16 protein-coding genes are annotated in these 25,385 nt (G+C 46.1%); 13 read left to right on the top strand and 3 right to left on the bottom strand.

The genetic code is table 11. The features are described from left to right. Positions 1-119: 119 nt before the first annotated feature. The 3 genes from AC58QM_RS30205 to AC58QM_RS30195 form a co-directional block, all read right to left on the bottom strand. Positions 120-2,780: an Ig-like domain-containing protein gene (locus tag AC58QM_RS30205; RefSeq protein WP_497288473.1), complete on the bottom strand. Its 2,661-nt coding sequence runs from the start codon at positions 2,778-2,780 to the stop codon at positions 120-122. 304 nt (positions 2,781-3,084) lie between these two features. Then, positions 3,085-7,323 carry an InlB B-repeat-containing protein gene (locus AC58QM_RS30200; protein ID WP_497288472.1) on the bottom strand — a complete coding sequence of 1,413 codons (4,239 nt, stop codon included), beginning with the start codon at positions 7,321-7,323 and terminating at the stop codon, positions 3,085-3,087. 390 nt (positions 7,324-7,713) lie between these two features. Beyond that, positions 7,714-8,808, bottom strand: coding sequence for a Gfo/Idh/MocA family protein (locus AC58QM_RS30195; protein ID WP_497288471.1), 1,095 nt, complete (start codon positions 8,806-8,808; stop codon positions 7,714-7,716). A gap of 151 nt (positions 8,809-8,959) precedes the next feature. Between AC58QM_RS30195 and AC58QM_RS30190 the strand changes: the two genes are divergently transcribed. The 13 genes from AC58QM_RS30190 to AC58QM_RS30130 all read left to right on the top strand — a co-directional run bounded on the left by AC58QM_RS30190 (position 8,960) and on the right by AC58QM_RS30130 (position 25,334). Then, a complete protein-coding gene (locus AC58QM_RS30190; protein WP_497288470.1) occupies positions 8,960-9,124 on the top strand; it encodes a hypothetical protein in 165 nt (54 codons plus the stop codon). A gap of 117 nt (positions 9,125-9,241) precedes the next feature. Then, positions 9,242-11,263 carry a beta-galactosidase gene (locus tag AC58QM_RS30185; RefSeq protein WP_497288469.1) on the top strand — a complete coding sequence of 674 codons (2,022 nt, stop codon included), beginning with the start codon at positions 9,242-9,244 and terminating at the stop codon, positions 11,261-11,263. Positions 11,264-11,396: 133 nt separating this feature from the next. Beyond that, positions 11,397-11,576, top strand: coding sequence for a hypothetical protein (locus tag AC58QM_RS30180; RefSeq protein ID WP_497288496.1), 180 nt, complete (start codon positions 11,397-11,399; stop codon positions 11,574-11,576). Then, a complete protein-coding gene (locus AC58QM_RS30175; RefSeq protein ID WP_497288494.1) occupies positions 11,501-12,370 on the top strand; it encodes a glycoside hydrolase family 172 protein in 870 nt (289 codons plus the stop codon). Before AC58QM_RS30180 ends, AC58QM_RS30175 begins: the two co-directional genes overlap by 76 nt. Before the next feature lie 72 nt (positions 12,371-12,442). Then, positions 12,443-14,932 (top strand): beta-mannosidase, encoded by a 2,490-nt coding sequence (locus tag AC58QM_RS30170; protein ID WP_497288468.1) that lies wholly within the window; start codon positions 12,443-12,445, stop codon positions 14,930-14,932. A gap of 60 nt (positions 14,933-14,992) precedes the next feature. After that, the gene (locus AC58QM_RS30165) at positions 14,993-17,002 is read left to right on the top strand and encodes a beta-galactosidase (protein WP_497288467.1); all 2,010 of its coding nucleotides are present in this window, start codon (positions 14,993-14,995) and stop codon (positions 17,000-17,002) included. Between the two features lie 128 nt (positions 17,003-17,130). Next, complete coding sequence (locus AC58QM_RS30160; protein WP_497288466.1) at positions 17,131-18,099, top strand: ABC transporter permease; 969 nt, start codon at positions 17,131-17,133, stop codon at positions 18,097-18,099. Positions 18,100-18,117: 18 nt separating this feature from the next. Then, positions 18,118-18,996, top strand: a complete 879-nt coding sequence (locus tag AC58QM_RS30155; RefSeq protein ID WP_497288465.1) for a carbohydrate ABC transporter permease — start codon at positions 18,118-18,120, stop codon at positions 18,994-18,996. A gap of 39 nt (positions 18,997-19,035) precedes the next feature. Then, entirely contained in the window at positions 19,036-20,583 is a 1,548-nt protein-coding gene (locus tag AC58QM_RS30150; RefSeq protein ID WP_497288464.1) for an extracellular solute-binding protein, read from the top strand. Between the two features lie 99 nt (positions 20,584-20,682). Then, on the top strand, positions 20,683-22,467 hold the full coding sequence (locus AC58QM_RS30145; protein WP_497288463.1) for a cache domain-containing sensor histidine kinase: 1,785 nt from the start codon (positions 20,683-20,685) through the stop codon (positions 22,465-22,467). Positions 22,468-22,484: 17 nt separating this feature from the next. Continuing rightward, positions 22,485-23,573 (top strand): response regulator, encoded by a 1,089-nt coding sequence (locus AC58QM_RS30140; protein ID WP_497288462.1) that lies wholly within the window; start codon positions 22,485-22,487, stop codon positions 23,571-23,573. A gap of 199 nt (positions 23,574-23,772) precedes the next feature. Then, on the top strand, positions 23,773-24,357 hold the full coding sequence (locus AC58QM_RS30135) for a TetR/AcrR family transcriptional regulator (protein WP_497288461.1): 585 nt from the start codon (positions 23,773-23,775) through the stop codon (positions 24,355-24,357). 266 nt (positions 24,358-24,623) lie between these two features. Beyond that, positions 24,624-25,334, top strand: coding sequence for an SDR family oxidoreductase (locus AC58QM_RS30130; protein ID WP_497288460.1), 711 nt, complete (start codon positions 24,624-24,626; stop codon positions 25,332-25,334). Positions 25,335-25,385: the final 51 nt, after the last annotated feature.

Genomic DNA, 25,385 nt, shown 5'->3' with positions numbered 1-25,385 from the left:
ACATCAATGAACGCCTGACTGCCATCCCTGATATTATTGTTGAAAATAAGGGGATTTGCTGTGTTGTAGCTGGTATAAAATAAGATGTTTCGGTCTGCTTCAGTGGGATGTACTTCATTCTAGGTAAAAACAATGGATCTGAAAACATTGTTTTCAAATTTCAATTTTGTAAGATGATTGGAAGCATCCTCATTAATAAATCCAAAATAACTTCTTCCGTGTGCAAAATAGTTATTATACACGTACACTTGGTCGTTCGCATTAAGCACATCTGTGGGAGCTGCGTAAGTTTTATAGTTGAACATCACTTCGCCGCCGCCGATAAAGATGTTGTCATGTATAGAAGCGCTGCCGTCTCTTTGGTAATATTGCAAGTTCCCCTCCTGAATCGTACCAAAAGGATCCTTCCAATCAATCGCTGTCATGACAACAACATTATGATGAATATTGACGCCATTACCCATATTGACGAATTGTAAACCCTCAGCACCTGTACGTAAAACTCTGTTATTGTACACTTCGAGGTTGGTAAACTTATGCTGGGTCGCAACTCCCTGCGTATTGCCGACATACATGCCTTCCGCATCCGTGTCATGGATATACAAATCATGAACTTTTACTCCATCCATGATAGCAGTTGGTGTATTATCTGTTTTAAGGACAAGACCTGCAAATCCGGTAAAAGAAATCTCCATGAATGAAAGCTCAAACTTCGTTGCCCCGCCTTCAACAGAAATTCCATTATTAGGGGCATTTTTGATATCAAAACCGTAGTCGCCAGTAGAGTTTGTATAATTTCCATTCAAATGACCGGGATAGTTCACGTTTCCTGTCTGAAGCAGAGGATCATATTTTCCTGTAAAAATCCAATTCGAACCGCCCTGAAGTTTTACTGTATAATTGCCTGAACCTCCAACCTTTACTTGCCCTCCATAATTGGTAATGATTAGAGGATCCCCGGCACTTCTTTGCGGTAGATTACCAAGCTGTAGTTGTTGATAATTGCCTGCAGGTATGTAAAGGCGGTCAACGTTCTGCCAGTCTACCTGAGGAAAAGACGCTTGAACATCCGCATAATAAATTAAACTCGCGCCTTGGACAGGCAGTATGAATTGCGTGTAACTTGAAATATTAACCACCAATGATCCTATGACACCTGATCCATCCTGAGCTGTTGCCCTGACTGTTACTAGACCGTCAGATACGGCAGTTAAAAGACCGCTTGCATTTATCGTTGCACTGCCGGTTCCATTTACAACAGACCATGTAACTGATTTATTGCTTGCGACATAAGGCACAACCGTAGCAGACATTTGGAGTGTGTTTCCTGTTAAGACAAAGGATGCACCGCCTGCACCTGTTACAGTAATACCTGATACAGGTTTGTAGGATCCATTTTGAACACCGTTGCCATTTTCATCGATCCAGCCTAGGATTGCATATTCTTTTGCTCTGGTCGTCATTGTAGCCGGAGCACGTAATAACATATATCTCGCACTTGGTGTAACCGGACTACTCATGACATCATTGTCCCTTATCCAAGGTTCCGTGGTTCCTGTTGAAGCCAGATTCTGGGCACTATTGAAGTTAATACGGGTTTCGTTCAAACCGCTATCATTTACGGTGTCGATATCATCGTCCCACCAAATTAGTGCATAAGGAGTCTGGTTTCCGCTGGTATATTGCTTATATTTGGTCCATGTTGAAGTTATTTTTACTTTGTTCCAATTGGCTCCAAAATCAATATATCCATAATTATTTGCATAATAAGGCGCATCATTCGTGCCAGTGCCTCCGGTAGGAGCTCCGGTCATCTCGTCTAGTACTGGTGCGGGAGTTTCAAAAGCATATTGCAGTGGAAACCATGCAGTACCTGCCTGACCTGCTGCAGTAGGATTAATGACCTTCAAATCCTCATTCCCTTGAGCGCCTTGACCACTGATTGTAACTGCCAGAGAACCAGTCACACCAGAACCATCTTGGGCTGTTGCCCTTGCAGTAACCGTTCCGTTTGAACCTGCGGTAAGAAGTCCGCCTGAACTTATTGTTGCACTTCCAGTCCCATTGATAACAGACCATGTGACGGCATTATTAGAAGCGTTTGCTGGTGTTACATTTGCAGTCATTTGCAATGTGCCACCCTGTGTACTTATCGATGTAGCACCGCCTGCCCCAGTAACTGTTATTCCTGTCACAGGTACATTAATCCATCCAACTAGGGTATATTCTTTTGCCTGTCTTGTCATAGTGGCCGGAGCTTGGAGAAGCAGATACCTTCCCAAAGGAGTAACAGGGTTACTGCTAACATCGCTATCCTTAATCCAAGGCTCTGTGGTTCCTACGGATGCAAGATTCTGAACACTGTTGAAGTTGATACGGGTTTCGTTCAAACCGCTATCATTTACGGTGTCGATATCATCGTCCCACCAAAGCCCAGCATAAGGAGTCTGGTTACCACTGGTATATTGCCTGTATTGCGTCCATGTTGATGATATTCTGGTATTAGCCCAATTAGGTCCAAAATCAATATAACCATAGCCGTTTACATAATAGGGGGCATCAGTTGTGCTGGTCCCACCTATTGGATTTCCACTTCCATCTAAAGTAGGTTGCCCTTCAAAAGCGTTTTGCATAGGAAACCATGAAGTACCTGCCTGACCTGACGCATAAGGAGTAATGACCTGCATGCTCACACTTGCCGATGCTGTTAAGATAACTCCCTGTGTCAAAGCGATAAATGTGATGACGAGGCAGAGTAGTGTACGATTGATTCTTCTCATTATTTACCTCCCAAAAATAATTTTCTTCCCATTTGAATCAAATCAATTAGGTGTTAGCGCTTACAATTGTGGGGCTTGGGAAGGTTGTTTCGACGAACTCTTCTTGTTTCTCTTTATCTGCCAACCTTCTTACTTACATCGCAATTCACCCCCTTTCTCTTTCGCCTCCATCATAACAAGTTGCTCAGTAGCTACCAATATGGAGATCGAACGATTTGCATTGTTATCGTCAGGTATCAAACAAGTAAAAAGAAGGCTGCCGGATGGCAGCCTCTTTAATGGGTTATTTACGGATTTTACCCGACTATTTATCCAGAAGTCCCATGCTCTGATACAGAGATGAGGAGTGAAGCCTAAAATCATCTGTCATCGGTGTTTGTAGTTCCCAAGTAGTTGGTGATGTTGAAGGGTCTATTGCTTTGTGCGTTCCTGCTTGGATGCTTTTATACAGATTACCTTTCTGATAGACATAATCACCGTATTGATAATAGATATCGATTTTCCACCAATCCGAATAATTATCCCACATTTCAACGGTGCTCCAGTCAAAGTCAGCCGGGAAACTCGGATCTCTAAATTGGACAGAAGGAAGATTGGCGACAGTAGTATTTCCTGAAGCGCTTACGTGGCTGGTCGTACCATTATTTCCTCCAAGCACATCGATGAATGCCTGACTGCCATCCCTCGTATTATTGTTGAAGAAGAGAGGATTAGCCGTGTTGGCGCTGGTATAAAATAAGATGTTTCGATCTGTTGCAGTGGGATGTACTTCATTCCAAGTGAACGGAATCGATCTGATCACATTGTTTTCAAATCTCAGTTGTGTAGTACGATTCGTGGCATCCTCGGCGATAAATCCAAAATAACTTCTTGCGTGTGCGAAATAGTTATTATACACATACACTTGGTCAGTCACACTAAGCACATCTGTAGCAGCTTTGTAAGTTCTAAAGTTAAACATAATTTCGCCGCCGCCGATAAATACATTGTCATGTATGGAAGCACTACCGTCTCTTTGGTAATATTGCAAGTTCCCCTCCTGATTCGCAGCAAAAGGATCTTTCCAATCAAGCGCGGTCATGACAACAACATTGTGATGGACATTGACGCCATTACCCATATTGACTAATTGCAAGCCCTCAGCACCTGTACGCAAAACTCTGTTATTGTAAATTTCGAGGTTGGTAAACTTATGCTGAGTGTCAACTCCCTGCGTATTACCGAGATACATGCCTTCTGCTTCGATATCATGGATATACATATCATGAATCTTTACTCCATCCATGGTAGCCGTTGGTGCATTATCTGTTTTAATAGCAAGACCTGCAAAACCGACCAAAGAAACCTCAACGAATGAAAGCTCAAAATTTGTTGCATTAATGCCAACTTCAATGCCATGAACAGGGGCATTTTTAACTTCAAAACCGTAATCGCCTGAAGCGTTTGTATAATTATCGTTCAAATGACCGGGATAGTTCACGTTTCCTGTCTGAAGTACGGGATCATATTTCCCTGTGAAAATCCAATTCTTACCGCCCGTAAGTTTGATTGAATATGGTGTGCCTAAACCTCCAACTTTTACTTGCCCTCCATAATTTGTAATGATTAAAGGATTGTTGGCACTTCGTTGCGGCAGGTTTCCAAGACGCAGTTGTGTATAATTGCCTGCAGGTACATAAAGGCGGTCAAGGGTCTGCCAGTTTACCTGAGGAAAAGACGCTTGCACATCCACATAAAGGAAACTCGTGCCTACGACAGGCAGTATGAATTGTGAGTAGGTTGTAATCGTAATAGACAAGGATCCTACGACTCCTGATCCATCCTTAGCTGTTGCCCGGACTGTTACAAGCCCCTCAGAACCTGCAGTTAATAGACCGCTTGCATCTACCGTTGCGCTGCCTGTTCCATTTACAACAGACCATGTAACTGATTTATTAGTTGCAACATCAGGCTGGGCGGTAGCAGACATTTGCAGTGTGTTTCCTATTTTGACAGAGGATTGGCTTCCAGCACCTGATACCGTAATACCGGTTACAGGAGTGTTTGGTACAACCGGCTGCTGACCTCGATAGAGGAAGAAGTTGTCATAGTACGCTTTGCCACCTGCAATGCTACGGTTACCGTTCTTTAACATCAACGACTGGTTCCCAAGAGCGGTAACAGAATAGACAGCACCATTAGCTTTAAGGACACTGTCGATGAAGATATTAAAGTACCATTTCACACCGTCGTGCCTGAACTGCAATTTAAAATGGTGCCACTCGTTTTTGGTATAAGTCCTTTTGGTCCAATTGTTGTATGCATAGAGATTCATACTGCCTGCCGTAGCAGAACCATTGTCATCGAAAACCATTTGGCTGTCGTTCAAATAAAAACTGTTTCCGCTGATACTGTTGTCACCCCTGAAGTCATATTCAAAGGTATAGTCGACACCTGACTCATAGGCAATCTCGGGTAATTGAAACAAATTTTTGCCTGTGCCGTGCGTAATTTCAACTACTTTGTCACCTGCATTTCCCCCTGGACGTGCGACAATTGCGGCTGTGTCGCCGGCCCACGCACCTCCACCAACACTGGTACTGGCGTCGAAGTTTTCATCGTATAGGACTTTATAGACGATCTCAAACACAGCCGTTATGTTGACATCTCCGGCAGGCATTTTAAATGTAAATTGGTTGCTGCCAGCAGGCGTTAAGGCAACCATCATGGCTAGTCCGTTCGGCGAGACTGTGAGCGTTTTAAGTTTGTAGTTCGTTGCCGGGTTGACTGTCAGGGTAATTGTGTCGTCGGTCTGGGCCGAGGTTTTGTCGGTTACGACACTACCGTTTACAATCTGGCCGTTCACGTTTACTCTGTACTGGACTGGAGAACTGGCGGACTCAAACGCAGCTGCCACAGTAACATTCTCGGCTGGCATCACAAACGTGAAAACATTGCTTCCGATGGACTTCAGCTCAACATTACCGCCATTGGCCTTAAGAGAACTAAGTGTCAGCTTGTAGCCGTTCACAGGGGTGACCGTGAGGGTAATGGTTTCCCCAGCAATCATGGTGGAAGAACTTGCCGTGACTGTTCCGTTAACCGACGTAGGCGTGGTGACATGGTATATCGGTTTTGTCTGCGCGAACAACCATTCGACTATGTTTTTGTTACCATCGTTCGGATCCCTGTACGTATATGCGGTATCCCAGCTGTTGTGCCCGACACCTGGGAACTCGGTGTACTTGACTTTCGTGTTCCCGATTGCCTTCAATTCGTTATAAACATTCCTCGAGTGGGCTACGCTGATTGTGGGGTCAGCGTCTCCGTGGAATATCCAAACGGGTATGTCTTTATTGACGGAAGCCTGCGTCTTAGGATCGTTGCTCCAGCCAGCGAAAGTTACTGCAGCAGCTATTTTATCGGGGTAGTGCTCAAGCAACCCCCAAGTTCCCCAACCTCCCATAGACAGACCTATAGTATACAGCCTGCTCAGATCTGCATTAAATTCCTTCTGTACGCTATCGATAAGGGCCCACAAGGATTTGCTCATCTGTTCATTTCCCCATCCATTGCTGGCAGAATTGGGAGTCTGCGGCGCTATGATAATAGCGGGATGGTCTTGGTAATAGGTATCGGTCAGTCGATACAGGATGTCAGCATTCACATTGACTTGCTTCTCGTTATCTGTGCCAAATTCTCCTGATCCGTGCAGGAATAGAAGGACGGGAAGGGGACCCATGTTCGCAGCTCCCTCTGGAACATACAGTCTGTATGGAAGATTAATTAGCCCCGGTTCCGTTTGTGTGAAGGTTCTCTTCGCTGCTTCCTCCAGGAATACATACGGGCCACCAGAAACAAGTGCATGGAATACCAATGTCTTAAACACAACTGTACCTGCGCCATTTGTAATTTCTACTTTTACCGGAACTCTCTCTCGAGAAATCGCAGCTATATTATCCGCAGTTATCGTAGATCCTGACTTTATAAAATTAGCCGGTACTTCTGAAACTCTTACAGCATAACTACCATCCTGATTATTCAGGACGATTCCTTTTGGATTCTTAATCTGGAAATCACTGTTACTGAAAATAAATGGTTTCTTTGTTTTCACATCAATATTTTGAGTTATATCAGGTAGGTAAGAAACAGAATACTTATCTGATACTTCTACTAACGTATGGAACATCATGGATTCAAGCACCGCAGTTCCTGCTTTATTTGTAATTTCCACCTGTACTTCAACTCTTTCAGATGAAATTGCAGAGGCATTAGCTGTCATTGTTGAGCCTGACATTGTGAAGTTTGATGGAACTTGCGCTACTCTTACAGCATAGTCCTTATTAAGTATCTTTTCATTTTTCTTCATGACTTGAAAATCACGGAAGTCAAAATTGAAGGCTTCATCCGACTTTACAGTTATGTTTTGTGAAGGTGCTGGTAAGTATACTGCTGAATATTTATCCTTCTCTTTTGGTTGAGCAGCTAAAACGTTTGAGGAGAAAGATGTCAGCAGGATAAAAATTGAGAGAATAATGGATGGAACTCTTGTAAATTTTCTCATTAAGCAATCCTCCATATAAAAGTTTTCCTGGCTACTTTAGAGACAAGGTGTTCCTTGTTCAGCCTCACTGATACGTACAGCGTGGTCGAACGAATCTTTATTAAAAAGAGAGTGAGCACCTCCTTCTTACTTACTTTGGAATACGCCTCCATTCTCTTTGACCTCTAAAATGGAAATGTTTTTACTCGTATGCGCTTACATCATAACAAGTTGCTCACTATCTACCTATATGGAGATCGAACGATTTGCATTGTTATGGTCTTGGTTTAACACGAACCAGAGTAAAAAGTGGACACCGGAATAAAAAAAAACGAAGCACATATGAAAAAATGTGCTTCGTTTTTAATTCGGTGCAGAATAAGTGATGATCATACGGCATGATTCTGGTTTCTATGATTCATTAATTGTTGCAAGAGTGTCCTCCGGTGTTGTCCGATAAGCTTCAAATAGCTTCGCAATTTCCAGGGAATCCTCCAATGTTCCTTTTTGAGGCGGCTGTCCAGATAGAATGCTTTCACAAAAATGGAGCACTTCCGGAACGTAACCAAGCATGAATATGTTCTTGTTATATAATTGCCCTAATGAAAATTCAGGCTCCCAATAAAGCGGTGCTTCATCGTCCTCAACCAGGTAGGAAGCGGTTCTTCCATACGGTCTAGCGCTTTTCGTTTTGCGATAATAGGTCAATTTTACACCATTCTCCAGAACCACGTTGGCTCCTTGGCCGAAGACCTCAAGCCGTTCAAGCGGACTGCTGCGAGCAATGCCGGGAGCCATATGCAACGTGCCGATCGCACCAGATAAGAAGCGCAGATTAGTCACTGAGCTGCCATTTACGGGCTCCCATTGATACGATAATGTGCCGACTTTGCCCATTAAATAATGAAGAATAGAACCGGGATGGTAGATGTGATCCAGGAAACTTGTTACGTTTTTGAGGTCAGCTCGCTGGGAAAAGGGCGGCATCGATTGCGGATATTTGACGGAGATCGATGTCGGTGTACCAAATTCAGGAGAGCTGATGATTTGTTTCACTTTCTCGACGCCTGGGAAAAACTGTTTCTTTAGTCCGGTCATCACGAAATATCCACTATCCCGGCTTGCTTGAATCAGCTGATGCACCTCGTCACTGCTAGCGGCTGTAGGTTTTTCCATCCACACGTGAATGCCTGCGCGCAAAGCGTCCATGGCAATATCGGTCGCTTGCACACGCCCATCTGGCGTATAACTTGTAACGATAAAGACGGCGTCCGGTTTCTCCTTTGCGAACATTAGCTTATAATCGGTGTAAGTCGCATTCGCACCAAACTGACGCGCATAATCCATTGCCCGATCCCCATTAGTATCACATATGGCGACCAGATCCACCGGAGCGTATTGCAGCGTAGGGTAAATGTTCCGGAACGAGTGTCCACCTGCACCGATAAAACAAATGCGCAGTTTGTGCTCAAATTCGAAGTTATATTTCACGGGTGAAAAATTCATCGCACTCTCTCCGATCGTTAAACATAATATCGTGATATTCAACCTAGTTGAATTAGCGTAATTATATATCCACCTCACCAATGTGGCAAGAGCGATTTTTACTGTTCAACAAAGTTAAACACAATACTGAAATGAATGCCAAGGAGAAGGCATGATCCAACATCCACCACCTAATGAGGTTGTGGATGTTTTCTTTTTAACTGTTAGACAGATGGGTCGTGCTAATCCTGACCATAACAATGCAAATCGTTCGATCCCCATATTGGTAGATACTGAGCAACTTGCTATGATTGAAGAGAAGAGTTCGAAAAGTTAAGACGATGACCAATGACGTGAATGAAATTCCGCCCTCGAACATTGGGCACGGCGGATAATGAACGGTGCATGTGTGGGCCGATTGACTGGAACGATGGACTGGGAAGGAGCTTTACCGATGACGTGGAGAAGAGAGAAGATGGGGCAAATTTTGTACGGCGCGGATTATTATCCTGAACAATGGCCGGAAGAGGTATGGCTCGAAGATATGAAGCTGATGAAAGAAGCGGGAGTTAACATCGTACGGATCGGCATTTTCGGTTGGGCGTCGATTCAGCCAGAAGAACACCGTTTTGAGTTTGGATGGTTGGATCGGATCATGGATCTGCTCGCAGAGAACGGAATCGCCGTGCATTTGGCTACGGCTACTGCATCGCCTCCGGCCTGGTTGACACACCGTTATCCCGAGACCATGAACGTGGATGTCAACGGCCATCCGTACCGTCACGGTTCGAGGCAGCATTACAGTCCGGCTAGTAAGGTTTTCAGACAGTACTGTGCCAATCTTGTACGCGAGATTGCCGAACGGTACAAGAACCACCCGGCGCTGTTCATGTGGCATATCAATAATGAACACGGCGGCCATTTGCAGAAAGACTACACGCCGGATGCAATCACGGGTTTTCGCGAGTGGCTGCAGCGGCGTTACGGTACGCTAGATGAATTGAACGATCAGTGGGGAACGGCGTTCTGGAGCCAGAAATATTCCGATTGGGAGGAGATCGGGCCACCTAGCACGACGCCGATCGCCTTTTGCAATCCTGGCCAAGAGCTGGATTTTACGCGTTTCATGAACGATTGCCTGCTGGAGCTGTATTTGAATGAATACCGGATACTCCGGGAAGTGACGCCAGACGTGCCGATTCTCGCCAGCTTCATGATGGAGTTCAAATGGTTGAACTACTACGAGTGGGCCAAGCATATGGACGTCGTAGGCCTGGATACGTATCCTGATCCGAGACTTGGTATTCCAATTAGCCAAGCGATGGATTTCGACATGCTGCGCAGCATGAAGGACGGTCAGCCGTACTTGCTGATGGAACAGGTGACGACCCAAGTGAACTGGAGGCGGAACAACGCCCAGAAAAAACCGGGGCAGATGCGTCTTTGGAGCTATCAGTCTATCGCCCGGGGCGGCGACGGCATTCTGTTTTTTCAATGGAGACAGTCCAAAGCCGGAGCAGAAAAATTTCATGGTGCGCTGGTTCCCCATTCCGGCGATGTCAACAGCCGCGTTTACCGCGAGGTGCGGCAGCTGGGGGAAGAGCTAAAACGTCTGGAAGCGGTTGTCGGCTCCCGGATCAAGGCCAGAACAGCAATCCTGTTCGACTATGAGAACTGGTGGGCGGTGGAGATGGCGGGCAAACCGAGCGCCGACATCCGCTACCGCGAGCAGGTCATGAAGTATTATACGGCGCTGCACAAATTGAACGTTGCCGTAGACATTGTGCAGCCGCAGTCGGATCTGAGCGGATACGACCTGGTGCTTGCGCCGGCGCTTTATATGATCGATTCTGAATCGGCGGATCGGTTGGAGCGGTTCGTCGACGGCGGCGGGACGCTGCTGACGACTTTCTGGAGCGGTATCGTTGACCGAAACGATCGAGTCCATCTCGGCGGATACCCAGCTCCTCTTCGCAAGCTGCTTGGCATCCATGTGGAAGAGTTCGATCCATTTACACCAGAGCAAACTTCAAGTCTCCAAATGGTGGACCCCGATTGTTCGGGAGAATATTCGTGCAGCTTATGGGCTGATATCATCCGGTTGGAAGGAGCGACAGCGCTCGGCGTGTTTACCGCGGATTATTACGACGGATTTCCTGCGGTCACTGAGAACGCTTACGGTAAGGGAAGCGCGCTCTATGTTGGCATGTTTCCGGAGCAGAAGCTCTCGGATAAGCTGATTCGCCTTCTTGCCGAGAGGCTAAATTTGCTCCCGGACATCTCGGTTCCATCCGGCGTTGAGACGACGGTTCGCGAGCATGACGGAAAATCTTTTCAATTTTTGCTCAACCATCTCGAACACTCGGTCGTGATTGATTTGAAAGGCAGAACTTATGTCGACCTCGTCACCGGACGTTCGTTTGCGGAACGGATCGAGCTGGAATCGAATGGCGTTGCAGTTTTGGAGTGGAAATAGATCATATCTAAGGAGATAGAAGACATGACCTCATTTAACGGATTGGATATGGGATTAGGCAATTTGTCGCGTCTGTCGAACGCTGTGACGAGATCGATCAGCCCCGAGAACTTCACGGGAGCCAAGGGCCAAGGTGCCATGGCGACCGAAGGGACCGGAGCCGCTGGCGCGCGCGATCTCGGCATTGGTTGGAAGGTTTCCCCTTCCGTGGAAATCGAACCGGGTGTGGAATTCACGATGGGAGAAATCCAAGGTCCCGGCAACATCCAGCATATTTGGCTTACCAGTCATCCCTCTGGATGGCGGAACCTGATTTTCCGGCTGTACTGGGATGGCGAGGAGCAGCCTTCAGTCGAAGTGCCGGTGTGCGACTTCTTCTGCAACGGCTGGCAGGAGAGGGCGAATGTGAACTCCCTTCCGATCGCGGTCAATCCGGCCGGTGGCTTTAACAGCTATTGGCAAATGCCGTTCCGTAAGAGCGCCAAGATCACGATGGAAAACAAGAACGATAACAAAGCCGTCTTGTATTACCAAATCGATTATACGCTGACGGACGTGCCAGAGGATGCGGCATACTTCCATGCGCAATGGCGCCGAAGCCATCCGGTGGCATACAAGGACGTACACACGATTATTGACGGGATTCAAGGCAAAGGCCATTACGTGGGCACCTACCTGGCTTGGCAGGTCAACAACTGCGGATGGTGGGGAGAAGGAGAAATCAAGTTTTACATGGACGGCGATAAAGAATTTCCAACGATCTGCGGAACGGGGACGGAAGATTATTTCGGCGGTGCTTGGAACTGGGAGCAACCGGCTGGGCAATACGGAACTTATTCGACGGCATATCTTGGCATGCATCAAGCAATTAAGCCGGACGGCTTGTACCGCAGTCAACAGCGATTTGGCATGTATCGTTGGCATGTTTTGGACCCGATACGCTTCGAAAACGACCTGAAAGTGACGATTCAAGATCTCGGCTGGCGTGCGGACCGCCGGTATTTGCCGCAGCAAAGCGACATTGCGTCGACGGTGTTCTGGTATCAGGCAGAGCCGCATGCCCCATTCCCTAGTCTTCCGGATAATGATGAGCGAGAAGTCAAATAATTTTTCAGGAGAGGGCGTCAATTTCATGACGTCCCCTTTTTTGGCGTAAACCAGCGAGGAGTGTAACAAAACATGCAGATCTTTGACTTAAATGGTACTTGGCAAATGCGGAATCGTTCCTCGGACGCGATGGAAAAATCGTACTCGGCAGCAATCCCTGGATCGGTGCTCCGTACTCTTTTGGATAATGGCGCAATAGAAGATCCTTATTACCGAGACAACGTGGATCCGACCTTGGAGCTATTGAGACATGATTATGAATTTTCTCGCGTCTTTTCGGTAAATCGTGAATTTTTAAATGCTAACATGGTGGAGCTAGTCTGCGAGGGGCTGGACACCTTGGCTGAAATTTACATCAACGGTCGTCCATTAGCCGGGACAGATAATATGCATCGAACGTATATGTTCGACGTTAAGTCTTTGCTGAGAGAAGGCGAAAACGAGCTGCGGATTACTTTCCGATCTTCCATTGAATTCGCCGAGCGTCGCGCTGTGGAAAATCCCGTCTGGGCGACGACGACAGGCCCTGCGCCGGGATTCAATCAGATTCGTAAAGCCCATTACATGTTCGGTTGGGATTGGGGCCCGATTCTGCCGGATTCGGGGATTTGGAGATCCATCTATCTTCGAAGTTATGAAGTGGGCTTCGTTCAGGACATCTACGTAACACAGAAACACGATCCCGGTATGGTAAGGTTGGAGATAGACATTTCAAGCAAAGTACGATCAACCGTTACGGAGGATCTGGGCATTGAAGTGGAAGTTATCGGACCGAACGGGGAAGTCGTTGCACGGAAAACTTGCGAAGCGATTTCGGAAACGAAGGTATTCATCGAAATCCAAAAGCCGGAGTTATGGTGGCCAAACGGCTATGGAGCGCAACCTTTGTATACCGTATCGGCAAAGCTGACCCAAAAGGATGTTATCATCCATGAAAAACGACAGACTTTAGGACTTCGCACCATCACTTGGCGTGTAGAACCCGATAAGTATGGCAAATCTTTTGAAGTCGTCGTTAACGGGGAATCCCTATTCGCCATGGGTGCCAATTATATACCTGATCATAACATCTTGAGCCTTCGTAACCGTGATCGTTCGGAAAAGTTGATACAAGACTGCGTAGAAGCCAATTTCAATATGCTCCGCGTTTGGGGCGGCGGATTTTTTGAGGATGATTACTTCTACGATTTATGCGACGAAAAAGGGATTTTGATTTGGCAAGACTTGCTGTTCGCTTGCGCTGCCTATGAGATGACGGAGGCGTTCGAAACCAATATCGTTCTTGAAACGATTGATAACGTTAAGCGATTACGACACCATGCATCATTGGCAATGTGGTGCGGAAATAACGAGATGGAATGGGCATGGGCGGAATGGAATATTCCTAGCACAGATGCCTTGCGAGCAGATTATGTGAAACAGTTTGAAGTTGTTTTACCTGAGGTGGTGCGCAAACATGATCCGAATACGTTCTACTGGCTTGCGTCTCCGTCGTCGGGAGGCGGATTCGATAGGCCGAATGAACCGACTGAAGGAGACGTCCATTATTGGGACGTATGGCATGGCACAAAGCCGTTTACCGATTATCGCAAATATCATTTTAGATTTTGCTCAGAGTTCGGATTCCAATCCCTTCCGAGCATGAAAACGATCGAGTCCTTTACTTTGCCGGAAGATCGCAACATGCTGAGTTACGTTATGGAGAAACACCAGAATCATTTTGAAGCAAATGGAAAAATCTTAAATTATTTGGCTCAAATGTTTCAATATCCGTCGACGTTGGACGGACTCGTGTATTTGTCTCAGCTTGTGCAAGCGGACGCTATTCGCTATGGAGTAGAATTTTGGCGTCAAAATCGTGGAATTAGCATGGGATCGCTCTACTGGCAGCTTAACGATAGTTGGCCAGTGACATCGTGGTCTAGCATCGATTTCTTCGGGAGATGGAAGGCGCTACATTATTATGCGAAGCGGTTTCATGCCCCTGTTTTGCTCTCTGCGAGAGAGGAAGGCACGTCCGTTAGTTTATACTTGACGAATGATTCGAGGGAAGAAATACGGGGTACCGTCACTTGGGAATTAAGGGATAACCGAGAAGGCATCGTGAAATCGGGTCAATTAGACGCAGCGGTACCCGCTCTATCAGCAAGCTGTTTGGAAGAGCTCGATTTTGCAGAAGAGTTAAAAACGGTAGGGGATAAGCGAACGCACTACTTGTCGTATGTGTTCCTGCACAAAGATGGTTCCGAGGGCGAAGCAGTGAGCAGAGGAGTCGTTCTGTTCGTTAGGCCGAAGCATTTCGTATTTGAGGATCCTCAGCTCGCATGGACGGTTAACGAGACGGATCGAGCGTTCATTGTTGAAATAAAAGCATCTGCATTCGCCAAGGCGGTTGAATTACTATTGGCGGACTCGGATAGCCGCCCGAATGACAACTATTTCGATTTGTCGTCCGGCGAGACTAGACGCATCATGTTTTCAAAAGAGTGTATATCGGAAAAGATGGACGTAACGACGTTTCATTCTCAACTAACCATTCGAAGCTTATTCGATATTCAGTAATGTCTTAAGGTGAAAGTTGAAATATAACACATAATCAACTAAGAGTTGGAGGAAATCGACATGTATTTTGGTGCGTGTTATTATCCGGAACACTGGCCGGAGGAGCGTTGGGAGAAGGACGCTAAGCTCATGCATGAGGCGAGGTTTAACGTAATTCGGTTGGCTGAATTTGCTTGGGGTAAATTTGAGCCGTCTGAAGGGGAGTTCGATTTCTCGTGGCTCGACCGCGCGATGAGTGTGATGCGTAAGTATGGGATGAAATTTATACTCGGCACTCCTACGGCAGGTCCACCGAAGTGGCTGATGGATCGTTATGATGCGTATCAGCGAGATGTGTACGGGCGAGTTAGAGGCTTCGGGACAAGAAAGCATTATTGCATGGTTCACCCGGATTTCCTCCGCTGTACAGAGCGCATTGTTACACAGATGGCCCAGCACTATGGCTCGTTAACGGACGTAATCGGCTGGCAGATCGACAATGAATACGGCGTATGCGATACGGCACGCTGCTACTGCGATCATTGCCTTCAGGCTTTCAAAGTCTGGCTTCAGAAAAAATACGGTACGATTGATGCAGTCAATGAAGCATGGGGGACAGTTTTCTCCAGCCAAACGTATCGCTCTTGGGACGAGCTGCATCTGCCTACCTATGCGGTACATCAGCATCATAGTCCGGGTCTGGCGATCGATTACAACCGTTTTGCGTCAGATTCAATTGTGGACTTCCAGCGGCTGCAGCTCCAGATCATCCGGCAATACGCGCCTGCTCATCTGATTACAACGAACTTAATGGGCAAGTTCAATCAATTTGACCACTATGAGGTATCCAAAGATCTGGATTTGTGCGCGTTGGATGTATATCCAAATATGAAATCGGAGCCCAAGGCTCGTCCTGCGTATATGGCGGAGCAGCTTGATATAACTAGAGGCTTTAAAGGAAACCAGAACTTTTGGGTAACAGAGCACCAGAGCGGTTCGCCAGGAGCTGTCGTGTTGTATCCGACACCCGTGCCAGGTGAGATCCGGAGATGGACGTATCAATCCATAGCCCACGGTGCGGATGCGATTGTGTATTTCCGCTTTCGAACGCTTCCGTACTCCATCGAAAATCTATGGCATGGCATTTTGCAGCATCATGGCGAGCCTGGGCGGAAGTACGACGAGGTGAAGCAGATCGGGCAGGAGCTGGAGCAATTAGCACCTCATCTCTCGGGTACTTCCCCTCAAGCTAAAGTGGCAATGATTCGCAGCTATGACAATGAGTGGTCCTTAGAGCTGCAGCCTCATATCGAAGGCTATGAATATATCAAGCATTTCGAGACGTACTATAGCTACTTCTACGATCGCGGCATTACAGTGGATATCGTGTCACCAGAAGCGAGCTTTGCTGATTACGAGCTGATTGTGGCGCCTAATCTAATGATGGCTAAGGACGAAACGGTCCAAGCGCTATACCGCTACGTGGAAGAGGGCGGCTACTTGATCATGGATTTCCGCTCAGGTGCGAAGGAAATGAGCAACCAGATTACACAAAAGCGTTTACCAGGCGCATTTCGAGATTTACTTGGTATCGGCATTGAGGACTACGGGATCATCGAAGCTAGTGGGCAGATTGGCATGCGGGATTTGAAAAGTGGAGAAGTAAGTGCTGCGAAGAAGTGGTATGAAGTCATTGACATACTGGATCTAGATTCGGCTGCGCAGCCAATGGCAGTTTACACGGATGGTTATTATCGTGATACCCCTGCAGCGACTAGAAGAACATACGGTAAGGGCAGTGCCATCTACCTGGGAACGGCTCCTGACAAGGAAGGCTTATATGGAATACTCGAACAGCTTGTTGATGAGCTGCAAGTTAAACCGCTAATAGGCGAGCTGCCTGAAGGGGTCGAAGCTGTAGTTAGAAAAGAAGCGGGAGCTGGAGGGCGCGAGCTGCTCTTTGTGATCAATCACCTGTTTACAGCGGTAACGGTTACACTAAACAATACGTACCGAGATGCATGGACGAATGAGCAGGTTAGTGGACCCATTGAATTAGCAGCACAAGATGTGCGGGTTTTGCTCAAGTAAAAGAGGGTGAGGGAAACATCCGACGATTCCTATGCTTTTCGGTGGATGCCCTCATTCCCCAATGGAAACGCTTCATTTACAATGATGATATAAAGTAAACATGCATCTTAGACAAGGAGGTGAACGTCATGCGCTCAGCATCGGCGAGTGAAGGAGTATTAGTATCTCAAACCAAAGGGAATCCCAAAGCCAAGGGTGCGGGCTATCGATACATGAAACGGTTTTGGCCCTTATACGTCATGCTGGTTCCGGGAGTCCTTTATTTTTTACTCTTTAAGTATGTGCCTCTCTTGGGAAGTGTAATTGCTTTTCAGGATTACAACGTATATGGCGGCTTCTTCCAAAGCGAATGGGTAGGCTTCAAATGGTTTCAGCAGTTTTTCGAGTTTATCAATTTCCGACGATTGTTATGGAACACCATTATAATCAGCTTTTATCAATTGATATTCGCCTTTCCGGCACCAATAATCCTTGCCATTCTATTAAATGAAATTGCCAGGATGGCGTTACGTCGTACGATTCAAACCATCGTATACTTGCCGCACTTTCTATCGTGGGTTATTATTGCCGGCTTCGGCTACATGCTTCTGTCTCCTCAGATCGGGCTGATCAATCATGTGGTAAAAGCGTTCGGCTATGAACCGATTTTCTTTCTGCAAGAGACCAGCTGGTTCCGCTTCATCGTGGTGGGATCAGGCATATGGAAGGAAATGGGCTGGAGCGCCATCGTATTTCTAGCCGCAATTGCGGGGATTAGCCCCGCGCTTTATGAAGCAGCACGTATTGACGGCGCAGGCCGGTGGAAGCAGCTTCTACACATCACGCTGCCTGGTATGCTACCGACCATCATGCTCCTGCTGCTCCTGAAGATAGGACACATTCTAGATCTCGGCTTTGAGCAAATTTACGTCTTCCTTAATCCGCTAACATACGATGTTGGGGATGTCATCGATACGTATGCTTATCGTGAAGGGATCATGAAGACGAAGTATAGCTTAACAACGGCAATCGGATTGTTCAAGTCGGTCGTGGGCTTCGGACTATTGATCGTCGCGAATCGGATTAGCCGAAGTACAACGGGAGAGCGGCTATTCTAGCAGAGGAGGTCCAATAAAATGCGTTACCGTACTACCATCGGAGAAAAAGTGTTTGATACGTTTAACTACACTGTTCTGCTGCTAGCCTGCGCCGCCGTTTTGCTGCCTTTCCTCTATATGGTATCAAGCTCGCTTAGTTCACCAGAAGCGATCATTCGCGGTGAAGTCACCCTATGGCCGATCGGCTTTAATACGGACAATTATCAAGTCGTGTTTAAAAACTCGGTATTCTGGCGATCCTTCGGCATTACCATGTTCGTCGTCATCGTCGGTACATCACTCAATATGTTCATGACGTTAATAACCGCGTATCCGTTATCCAGGTATGGATTGAAGGGCAGAAATTTGATCCTAATGCTGATCGTCTTCACCATGATCTTCCAAGCACCGATGATTCCTACCTATTTAGTTGTGAAAAGCTTACACCTATTAAATAGCGTATGGGCGCTAATTATTCCGAGCGCGCTCGTTGCATTCAATATGTTCATCTGCCTGACCTTCTTCCGATCCCTACCCGAGGAGCTGTTCGAATCCGCTCGCATTGATGGTATGAAGGAATTCTCTATCCTTTGGAAAATTGCTGTACCGTTGTCGAAACCGATTATGGTGACCCTCATTTTGTTTTACGCGGTCAGCAATTGGAACAATTATTACTCAGCGCTACTGTACATCAATAACTTCGAGCTTCGACCGCTGCAACTCTATCTGTATAATTTGATTGCACAATTCAATATGAATGAGGAGCTTGCTGCTGCTGTTGAATCGAATGTCGTTCTTTCTCCACAGGGACTGCAAATGGCAACCATTCTGGTAGCAACTGTACCCATACTCTTGGTTTATCCATTCATTCAAAAGCACTTCATCAAGGGTGCGCTTATTGGCTCGATCAAAGAGTAACCAATCTTTGATATATATCAAATGGGAAGAAGGGTTTATATGAGAAAAGGGATCAAGCAAACCGCAATTCTTTTAGCTTCGAGTTCTTTGTTGGTCGCAGGCTGTGGAAATGGTGACCCGAGCCCAAGTCCAAGTGCAAGTACAAGTACAAGTACAGGCGCTGGCGCATCTGCAAGTGCAGCAGCATCCCCAACACCATCAGTACCCACGAAAATTCGCATGTTCGCTTCCGACAACGCGCAACCACCACTCGCGGCTAATGATCCTAATATTCTTTATGTGGAAAAGAAAACGAACACCGATTTGGACTTAGTTCTCTTGCCGCATGCACAGTACGCCGAACAGCTTACGGTTAAGTTTGCATCTGGTGATTTTCCTGATGTATACCAGTCCTGGTCTGCACCTGACGCTGATTTGATCGCATCCGGAAAAGTACTGGAGCTAAACGCGTTAATTGACAAATACGGACCGAATCTGAAGAAATATATTCCGCAGAGCTCATGGGATGCGGTAACGGTTAACGGCAAAATTTTGGCTATTCCTCAACCGATTGCTTTTTCGGGTGCCGTGACGTATATACGTAAAGACTGGCTCGATAAGCTGGGATTGCAAATCCCTAAAACCTCAGATGAATTGATGACTGTTCTGAAAGCTTTCCGGGATAAAGACCCGAATGGCAATGGAAAGCCGGATGAGATCCCGTATTCCATGCGTGAGAAATTAACCTGGGGCGAAAATCTGTTCGGCATGTGGGGCGTGAACCAACAGTGGACGGAAGTTCTCTACAATAATGAAATCATCCTCCAAAACATTCATCCGAATATGAAGACGGCGCTCTCTTATATAAAAACGATGGTCGATGAAAAAGTGATGGATTCCGAGTTTTTGACGAACTCCAGAACAGTTTGGGAACAGAAAATTAGATCCGGTCTCGTAGGTACGTGGACACATTCAATTGGCCTAGCTTGGCAGTGGCAAGCCGACCTAGATAAGTCGCTCCCTAATGAGAAACCGAATGTCGTTGCGATTCCAACTCCGCGCGGTACAGGGTATACTGGACCACTCGGAACGCGCTGGAGCCCAGTTGGCAAAACCTATATCGTCATGAAAAATGCGAAAAATCCGGAAGAGATTATTAAATATTTCAATTGGCTTATGAGTGAAGAAGGACAAACGCTGACAGATTTGGGTCAAGAAGGCGACTCTTACAAGAAGGACGGCGGCAAAATCGTTGTAGATGCTGCAAAAATCGAGAAGCTGCTTCCGTTCAGCCTTATCTTCAAGATTCATGATGTCAATGAAGCGGTCGAAGAAGCTAAGCTGAATAATCCGGTAGCCTATGGCAAATTGAAGGCGGCGCGTGATATAGCCTCGAAGGAAGGCTTCCCTACCGAAACGGTTGGTATGCCACCTGCGAAGGAAAGCTACAACATCGCCACGATGTACCTCGAAGCAGCCAGCAAAATTTTACTGAAAAAAGAGCCGATTGATTCCTTCGACGAATTCGTCAAAACTTGGCGCAAGCAAGGTGGAGACCAGATGGTCAAGGAACGTACGGACTGGTACAATAAAAACAGGAAGAAATAATTATAAAAACTAGAAAGTATAACCTCGCCCAAGTCTAGTACTGGGCGAGGATTATGCTTTTTACGCTATATGCGAAGATAGAAAGCAAGGGGGGCTTCTATGTTCAAGAAAATAAAAACGTCCTTGAAATGGAAGCTGATTAGCTTGCTAATCGCGATTCTAGTATCGGTCGTAGCGATGATCGGATTTTTCAGCTACTACGAAACGTCTAAAACCATTCGACATGATGTCATTCACTTTAGTGAGCAAATATTGCGACAGGCTAATCTGAACCTGGACCGACAATACATGGAGTATGAGCGAGGCTTACTAGTACTTGGTACGAGTACTGAGTTTATTAAGTGGCTTCAGATCGATCCTAAGGATCAGTATGAACTTATTTCCGGTTATCATTCTTTGGAGAGTAATTTTTTACACTATTTGCTTGTACGTCATCCTGAGATTTTGTCCGTATCGATGCGGTCGGATAAAGGCGGGGAATTCCATTACACCTCGACGGTGGGGTTATCTAAAAATTACTCGCTCAAGGATGAAGACTGGTTAAGTGAAGTTAGAAGCTGGGAGAAGGTTCATCATCGAGTGGGGCTGAATACGCACTACGTGGATGCTAAAAACAATCCGATGCCGCAAATTTTACTGACATTAGCAGCTCAGTTCGGAAGGCCAGAAGCAAAAGGCTTCCTCAAGATGGACATTACTCTGGAACCCGCTCAAGCGATTCTGAACGGGATGGAGCTAGGAAAACAAGGGATCAGCCTAATAGCGAAGCCGGATGGTACCATTTTAGTCCACCAATCCTCCGAAAAGATTGGAAGTGTCCTTGAATCGGACATCATCGAACAATTCGCTGAACCCAGCGGTAGCTTCATTCGCAATAATACGAATCAGCTAGTTATTTTCGATACGATTCCATATACAGGTTGGAAGACCGTCGCCATTCTATCCATGGATGATATTACGAATAGTATTAATCGCGTTCGTAATGTAACGATTGTGGTCGCCTCTCTTGGAATGCTCATGGGGATTATGTTTGTGGCTCTCGTCGCTACGTCAGTCACCCGCCGTTTGTCTAATCTTCGTTCGAATATGAAGACGGCTCAGTTCGGCAATTTCAAAAGCCGGCTTCATATTGAAGGTGCCGATGAAGTATCGGATCTTAGCCATTCCTTTAACCGAATGCTAGAAGAATTAGATACTTCAATCCAACAGCTAACCGATACGAAGTTAATGCAGCAGCGGGCGGCCTTCTCAGCGATGCAATCACAGATTCACTCCCATTTCTTATATAATGCGTTAGAATCTATTAATTCAATGGCCCATTTGGCCGGACACGATAAGATTGAAAGAGCTTCCATTTCACTTTCACGCATGCTCCGTTATACGTCTAATTTCAGAGATACCTATGTGAGGGTTGAGGATGAAATATCTCATGTGATTCACTACATGAATATTAGTCAGATTCGTTATGGTGAAGGGGTAAGTTTTCATATCGATTTACCTGAAGATTGTCGGAATGCTTTATGCCCCAAGGTAGTGCTGCAGCCCATTGCAGAGAATGCGATTAAGCATGGGATTGAAACAACGGGGGAGCCCACTCGACTAGAGGTAACCGTCCGTCGGGAGGGGAATCTGGTCTGTGTCGTTTTCGAGGATAACGGGAAAGCTTATGATCCCGAGCGGCTAGAGGCATTCCGATCACGTCTGCTCGAACCCATGCGAAATCAAGAAGAATATACGACCTTAACTAATGTCGGTCTGCTGAATGTCCATTACCGCATTCGTGCATTCTACCAAATGAACGGGATCGGTGTTGACATCCATTCAGATAGCCGTCTTGGCGGCGTGAAAGTAATTGTACGATTTCCTTTCAATTATAACATCTAGAAGGAGCGATAACCCTTATGCTGCGTGTGCTGATTGTCGATGATGAACCGCTAATTCGAGAAAGCCTCTCTAGTAAAGTAGAGCAATATAGCGAAGAAACGGTCGTCGCTGGAACAGCCGTTAATGGTGTAAGTGCGCTGAATTGGCTTGATGCTCATTATGCAGATATATGCTTGACGGATGTGAAGATGCCGATTATGGGCGGGCTGGAATTGATCGGACATGTTAACGAACGTTATCCTTGGATGACCACGTTAGTTGTATCCAGCTACGATGAGTTTGATTTTGCCAAATCCAGCATGCGGCTAGGTGCTCTCGATTATATTATTAAGCCGGTCGATCAGCAACAGTTGGATGGCGCACTAGCGAGGGCAGCCCAAGAAGTATCCTCCCGAAGGAGGGCAGAAGCGAGCATTCAGCTCATGCGATCCCTTCCTCACCATCAAAGCATGGTACATCGTTGGCTTAATCAGATGCAGACCGTTCAGTTTGAATCGCTGCCCTTGCTAGTGGTCGACACCCTCGATATGCTCGAGAGCTTGGCTGGTGAACGCTTCTATTTGCTCAATCCTTTATCGATGGCATGGCTCGAAATGATCGTTGAGGAGCTTAAGAAGGAAAAAGTCCGGATTGAGTTGCAAGAGGGTAAGGATCTTGGGTTGTGGGAAAAAACGATTCCGCAGGAGAAGGTGCGTAGTTATTTTCGCTTATGTGCGGTGCGTCGATTGGAGGAAGGGGCTTATCGCATATTTGCGGTATCGAAGGCGATGAAGGACCATCCGACACGTCGTGCTGTTGAGGAAGTGAAGGATTTTATCAACAAGCATTATGCGGAAAAGCTGAACCTGCAAGAGATTGCAGATCAGGTTGCCATTAGTCGGAATCACTTTGCTCAAATCTTCAAACAAGAAACCGGTACAACCGTATGGAGCTATTTGATTCAAATACGTATGGGCAAGGCAAGGGAAATGCTGCTCGGAACCGATAAAAAAGTTTATGAGATCGCTAATGACGTAGGCTATGACAATAGCGTTCACTTTTCTCAAGTTTTTAAGGAGCAGTTCGGATTGACACCTGCCGAGTTCAAGAAGCGGATGGAACGTTAGTATTGAAAAATCGCCGCTCTGCTTCCTAGTCGGAAGGGAACGGCTATTTCTATTAAAATTATAATAGTACCCCGAAGAGTGAGCTAGTGAGTCTAAGCTGAATTAATAATAGTATGTTCAAGAAAATAAATGGTATACACTCATTCTTTACTGAACATTCTTAAACATGTATGATAGCAGGGGAAGGAGGTTATCGACGATGGCTAGACCCAAAGAGTTTGATCAGGAAGCTGCGTTAGATAAAGCGCTGGAGCTGTTCTGGGAGAAGGGATACGAAAGAACATCTATTCAAGACTTGGTTGAGCATACCGGTGTTCACCGTGGAAGCTTGTATGATACTTTCGGGGATAAGCAGAAATTATTCTTAACGTGCTTAGACCGTTTCCGGATGGTAGCGAAGGAACGTACGTTCCACATCCTCGAAGAAGAGGGAGAGCCTAAGGAAGTACTCCAGCGCTTCTTTACGAAGTTGATTGATTTGTCACTTGAGGATGAAAATCAACGCCGCGGATGCTTTGTGGCCAACACGGCGATGAACATAGGGAACAGTGACCCAGTCATATCTCTGCGTGTAGAAGCTTACATGATCGATATGGAAACGTCGTTCTATCATTTCTTGATTCGAGCCCAACAAAAAGGGGCCCTCAAAAGCAAGCATGGGATTCGTGAGCTGGCTCGGTTTCTCTTAAACACAAGGAATGGTTTGCTGGTCTTGGCCAAAACAGCTACAGATCGCAAAGTATTGGAAGATGCTGTCGCGGTGGCTATGTCTATCTTCATGTAAGATGCCATAGCCATTGGTATTGTATCGATATTTTAAGAATGATCATTCTTGATATAACCTCATTTTTCCGCAAGTATAATGCGATTGTGAGATGGAGAACCTATTTATATAAGGAATGGTTAGAAATAGTTATTGACCATACGTTCTTAAATGAGGTATGCTATATCGCGTAGGGCAGAGCACAGAACACATTTTTTTACCCCATTAAAGAACGATCATTCTTTAACTAGATTTAAAATACTACAAAATGAGCAGGAGGAAATACAATGAACATGTCAAATCAAATCGCATTAATTACTGGAGCAAACAGAGGACTTGGTCGACAATTAGCGCTTGAACTGATTGCTAGAGGAACTAAAGTATATGCCGGTGCTAGAAACCCAGAGACAATTGATATTCCTGGTGCAATTCCGCTCCAAGTAGATATTACGGATCCGAAATCGGTCGCAGCTGCCGCGGAGATAGCAACGGATGTGACATTGTTACTTAACAACGCAGGATCTTCGACGGGTGCATCATTGTTGGAGAGTGATTTGGAAACCATTCATATTGAATTCGATACGCACGTGTTCGGAACGCTTGCCATGACTCGTGCATTTGCACCGATTATTGAGCGTAATGGTGGAGGCAGCATTCTGAATGTGCTATCAGCCCTGTCCTGGTTCAGCATTGATAGTGCAGGTGCTTATACCGCAGCCAAAGCAGCGGAATGGGGCTTAACTAACGTACTGAGACTGAATTTGGCTCCTCGTAATATAAAAGTCATCAGTCTGCACGTTGGGTTTATGGATACAGATATGACTGCGGATATTCAAGCGCCAAAAGTTAATCCTACGGATATCGCCAAAATTGCTATTGACGGCATTGAAGCCGATAGTTTGGAGATCCTAGCTGATGATACGAGTCGTAAGATTCAGAAAAACCTAGCAGGTGGAGTAGCGAGCTTGTACCCACAATTATTTCAAGACAAGGAGTAAACGAGATTAGATTTCTATCATTTGCAGGATGTAGAAATACGTAATGTGAAG

The organism is Paenibacillus sp. J22P165, assembly GCF_059692015.1.
Note: the sequence above shows the minus strand (reverse complement) of the source record. Positions and strands in the feature narration are given on the sequence as shown.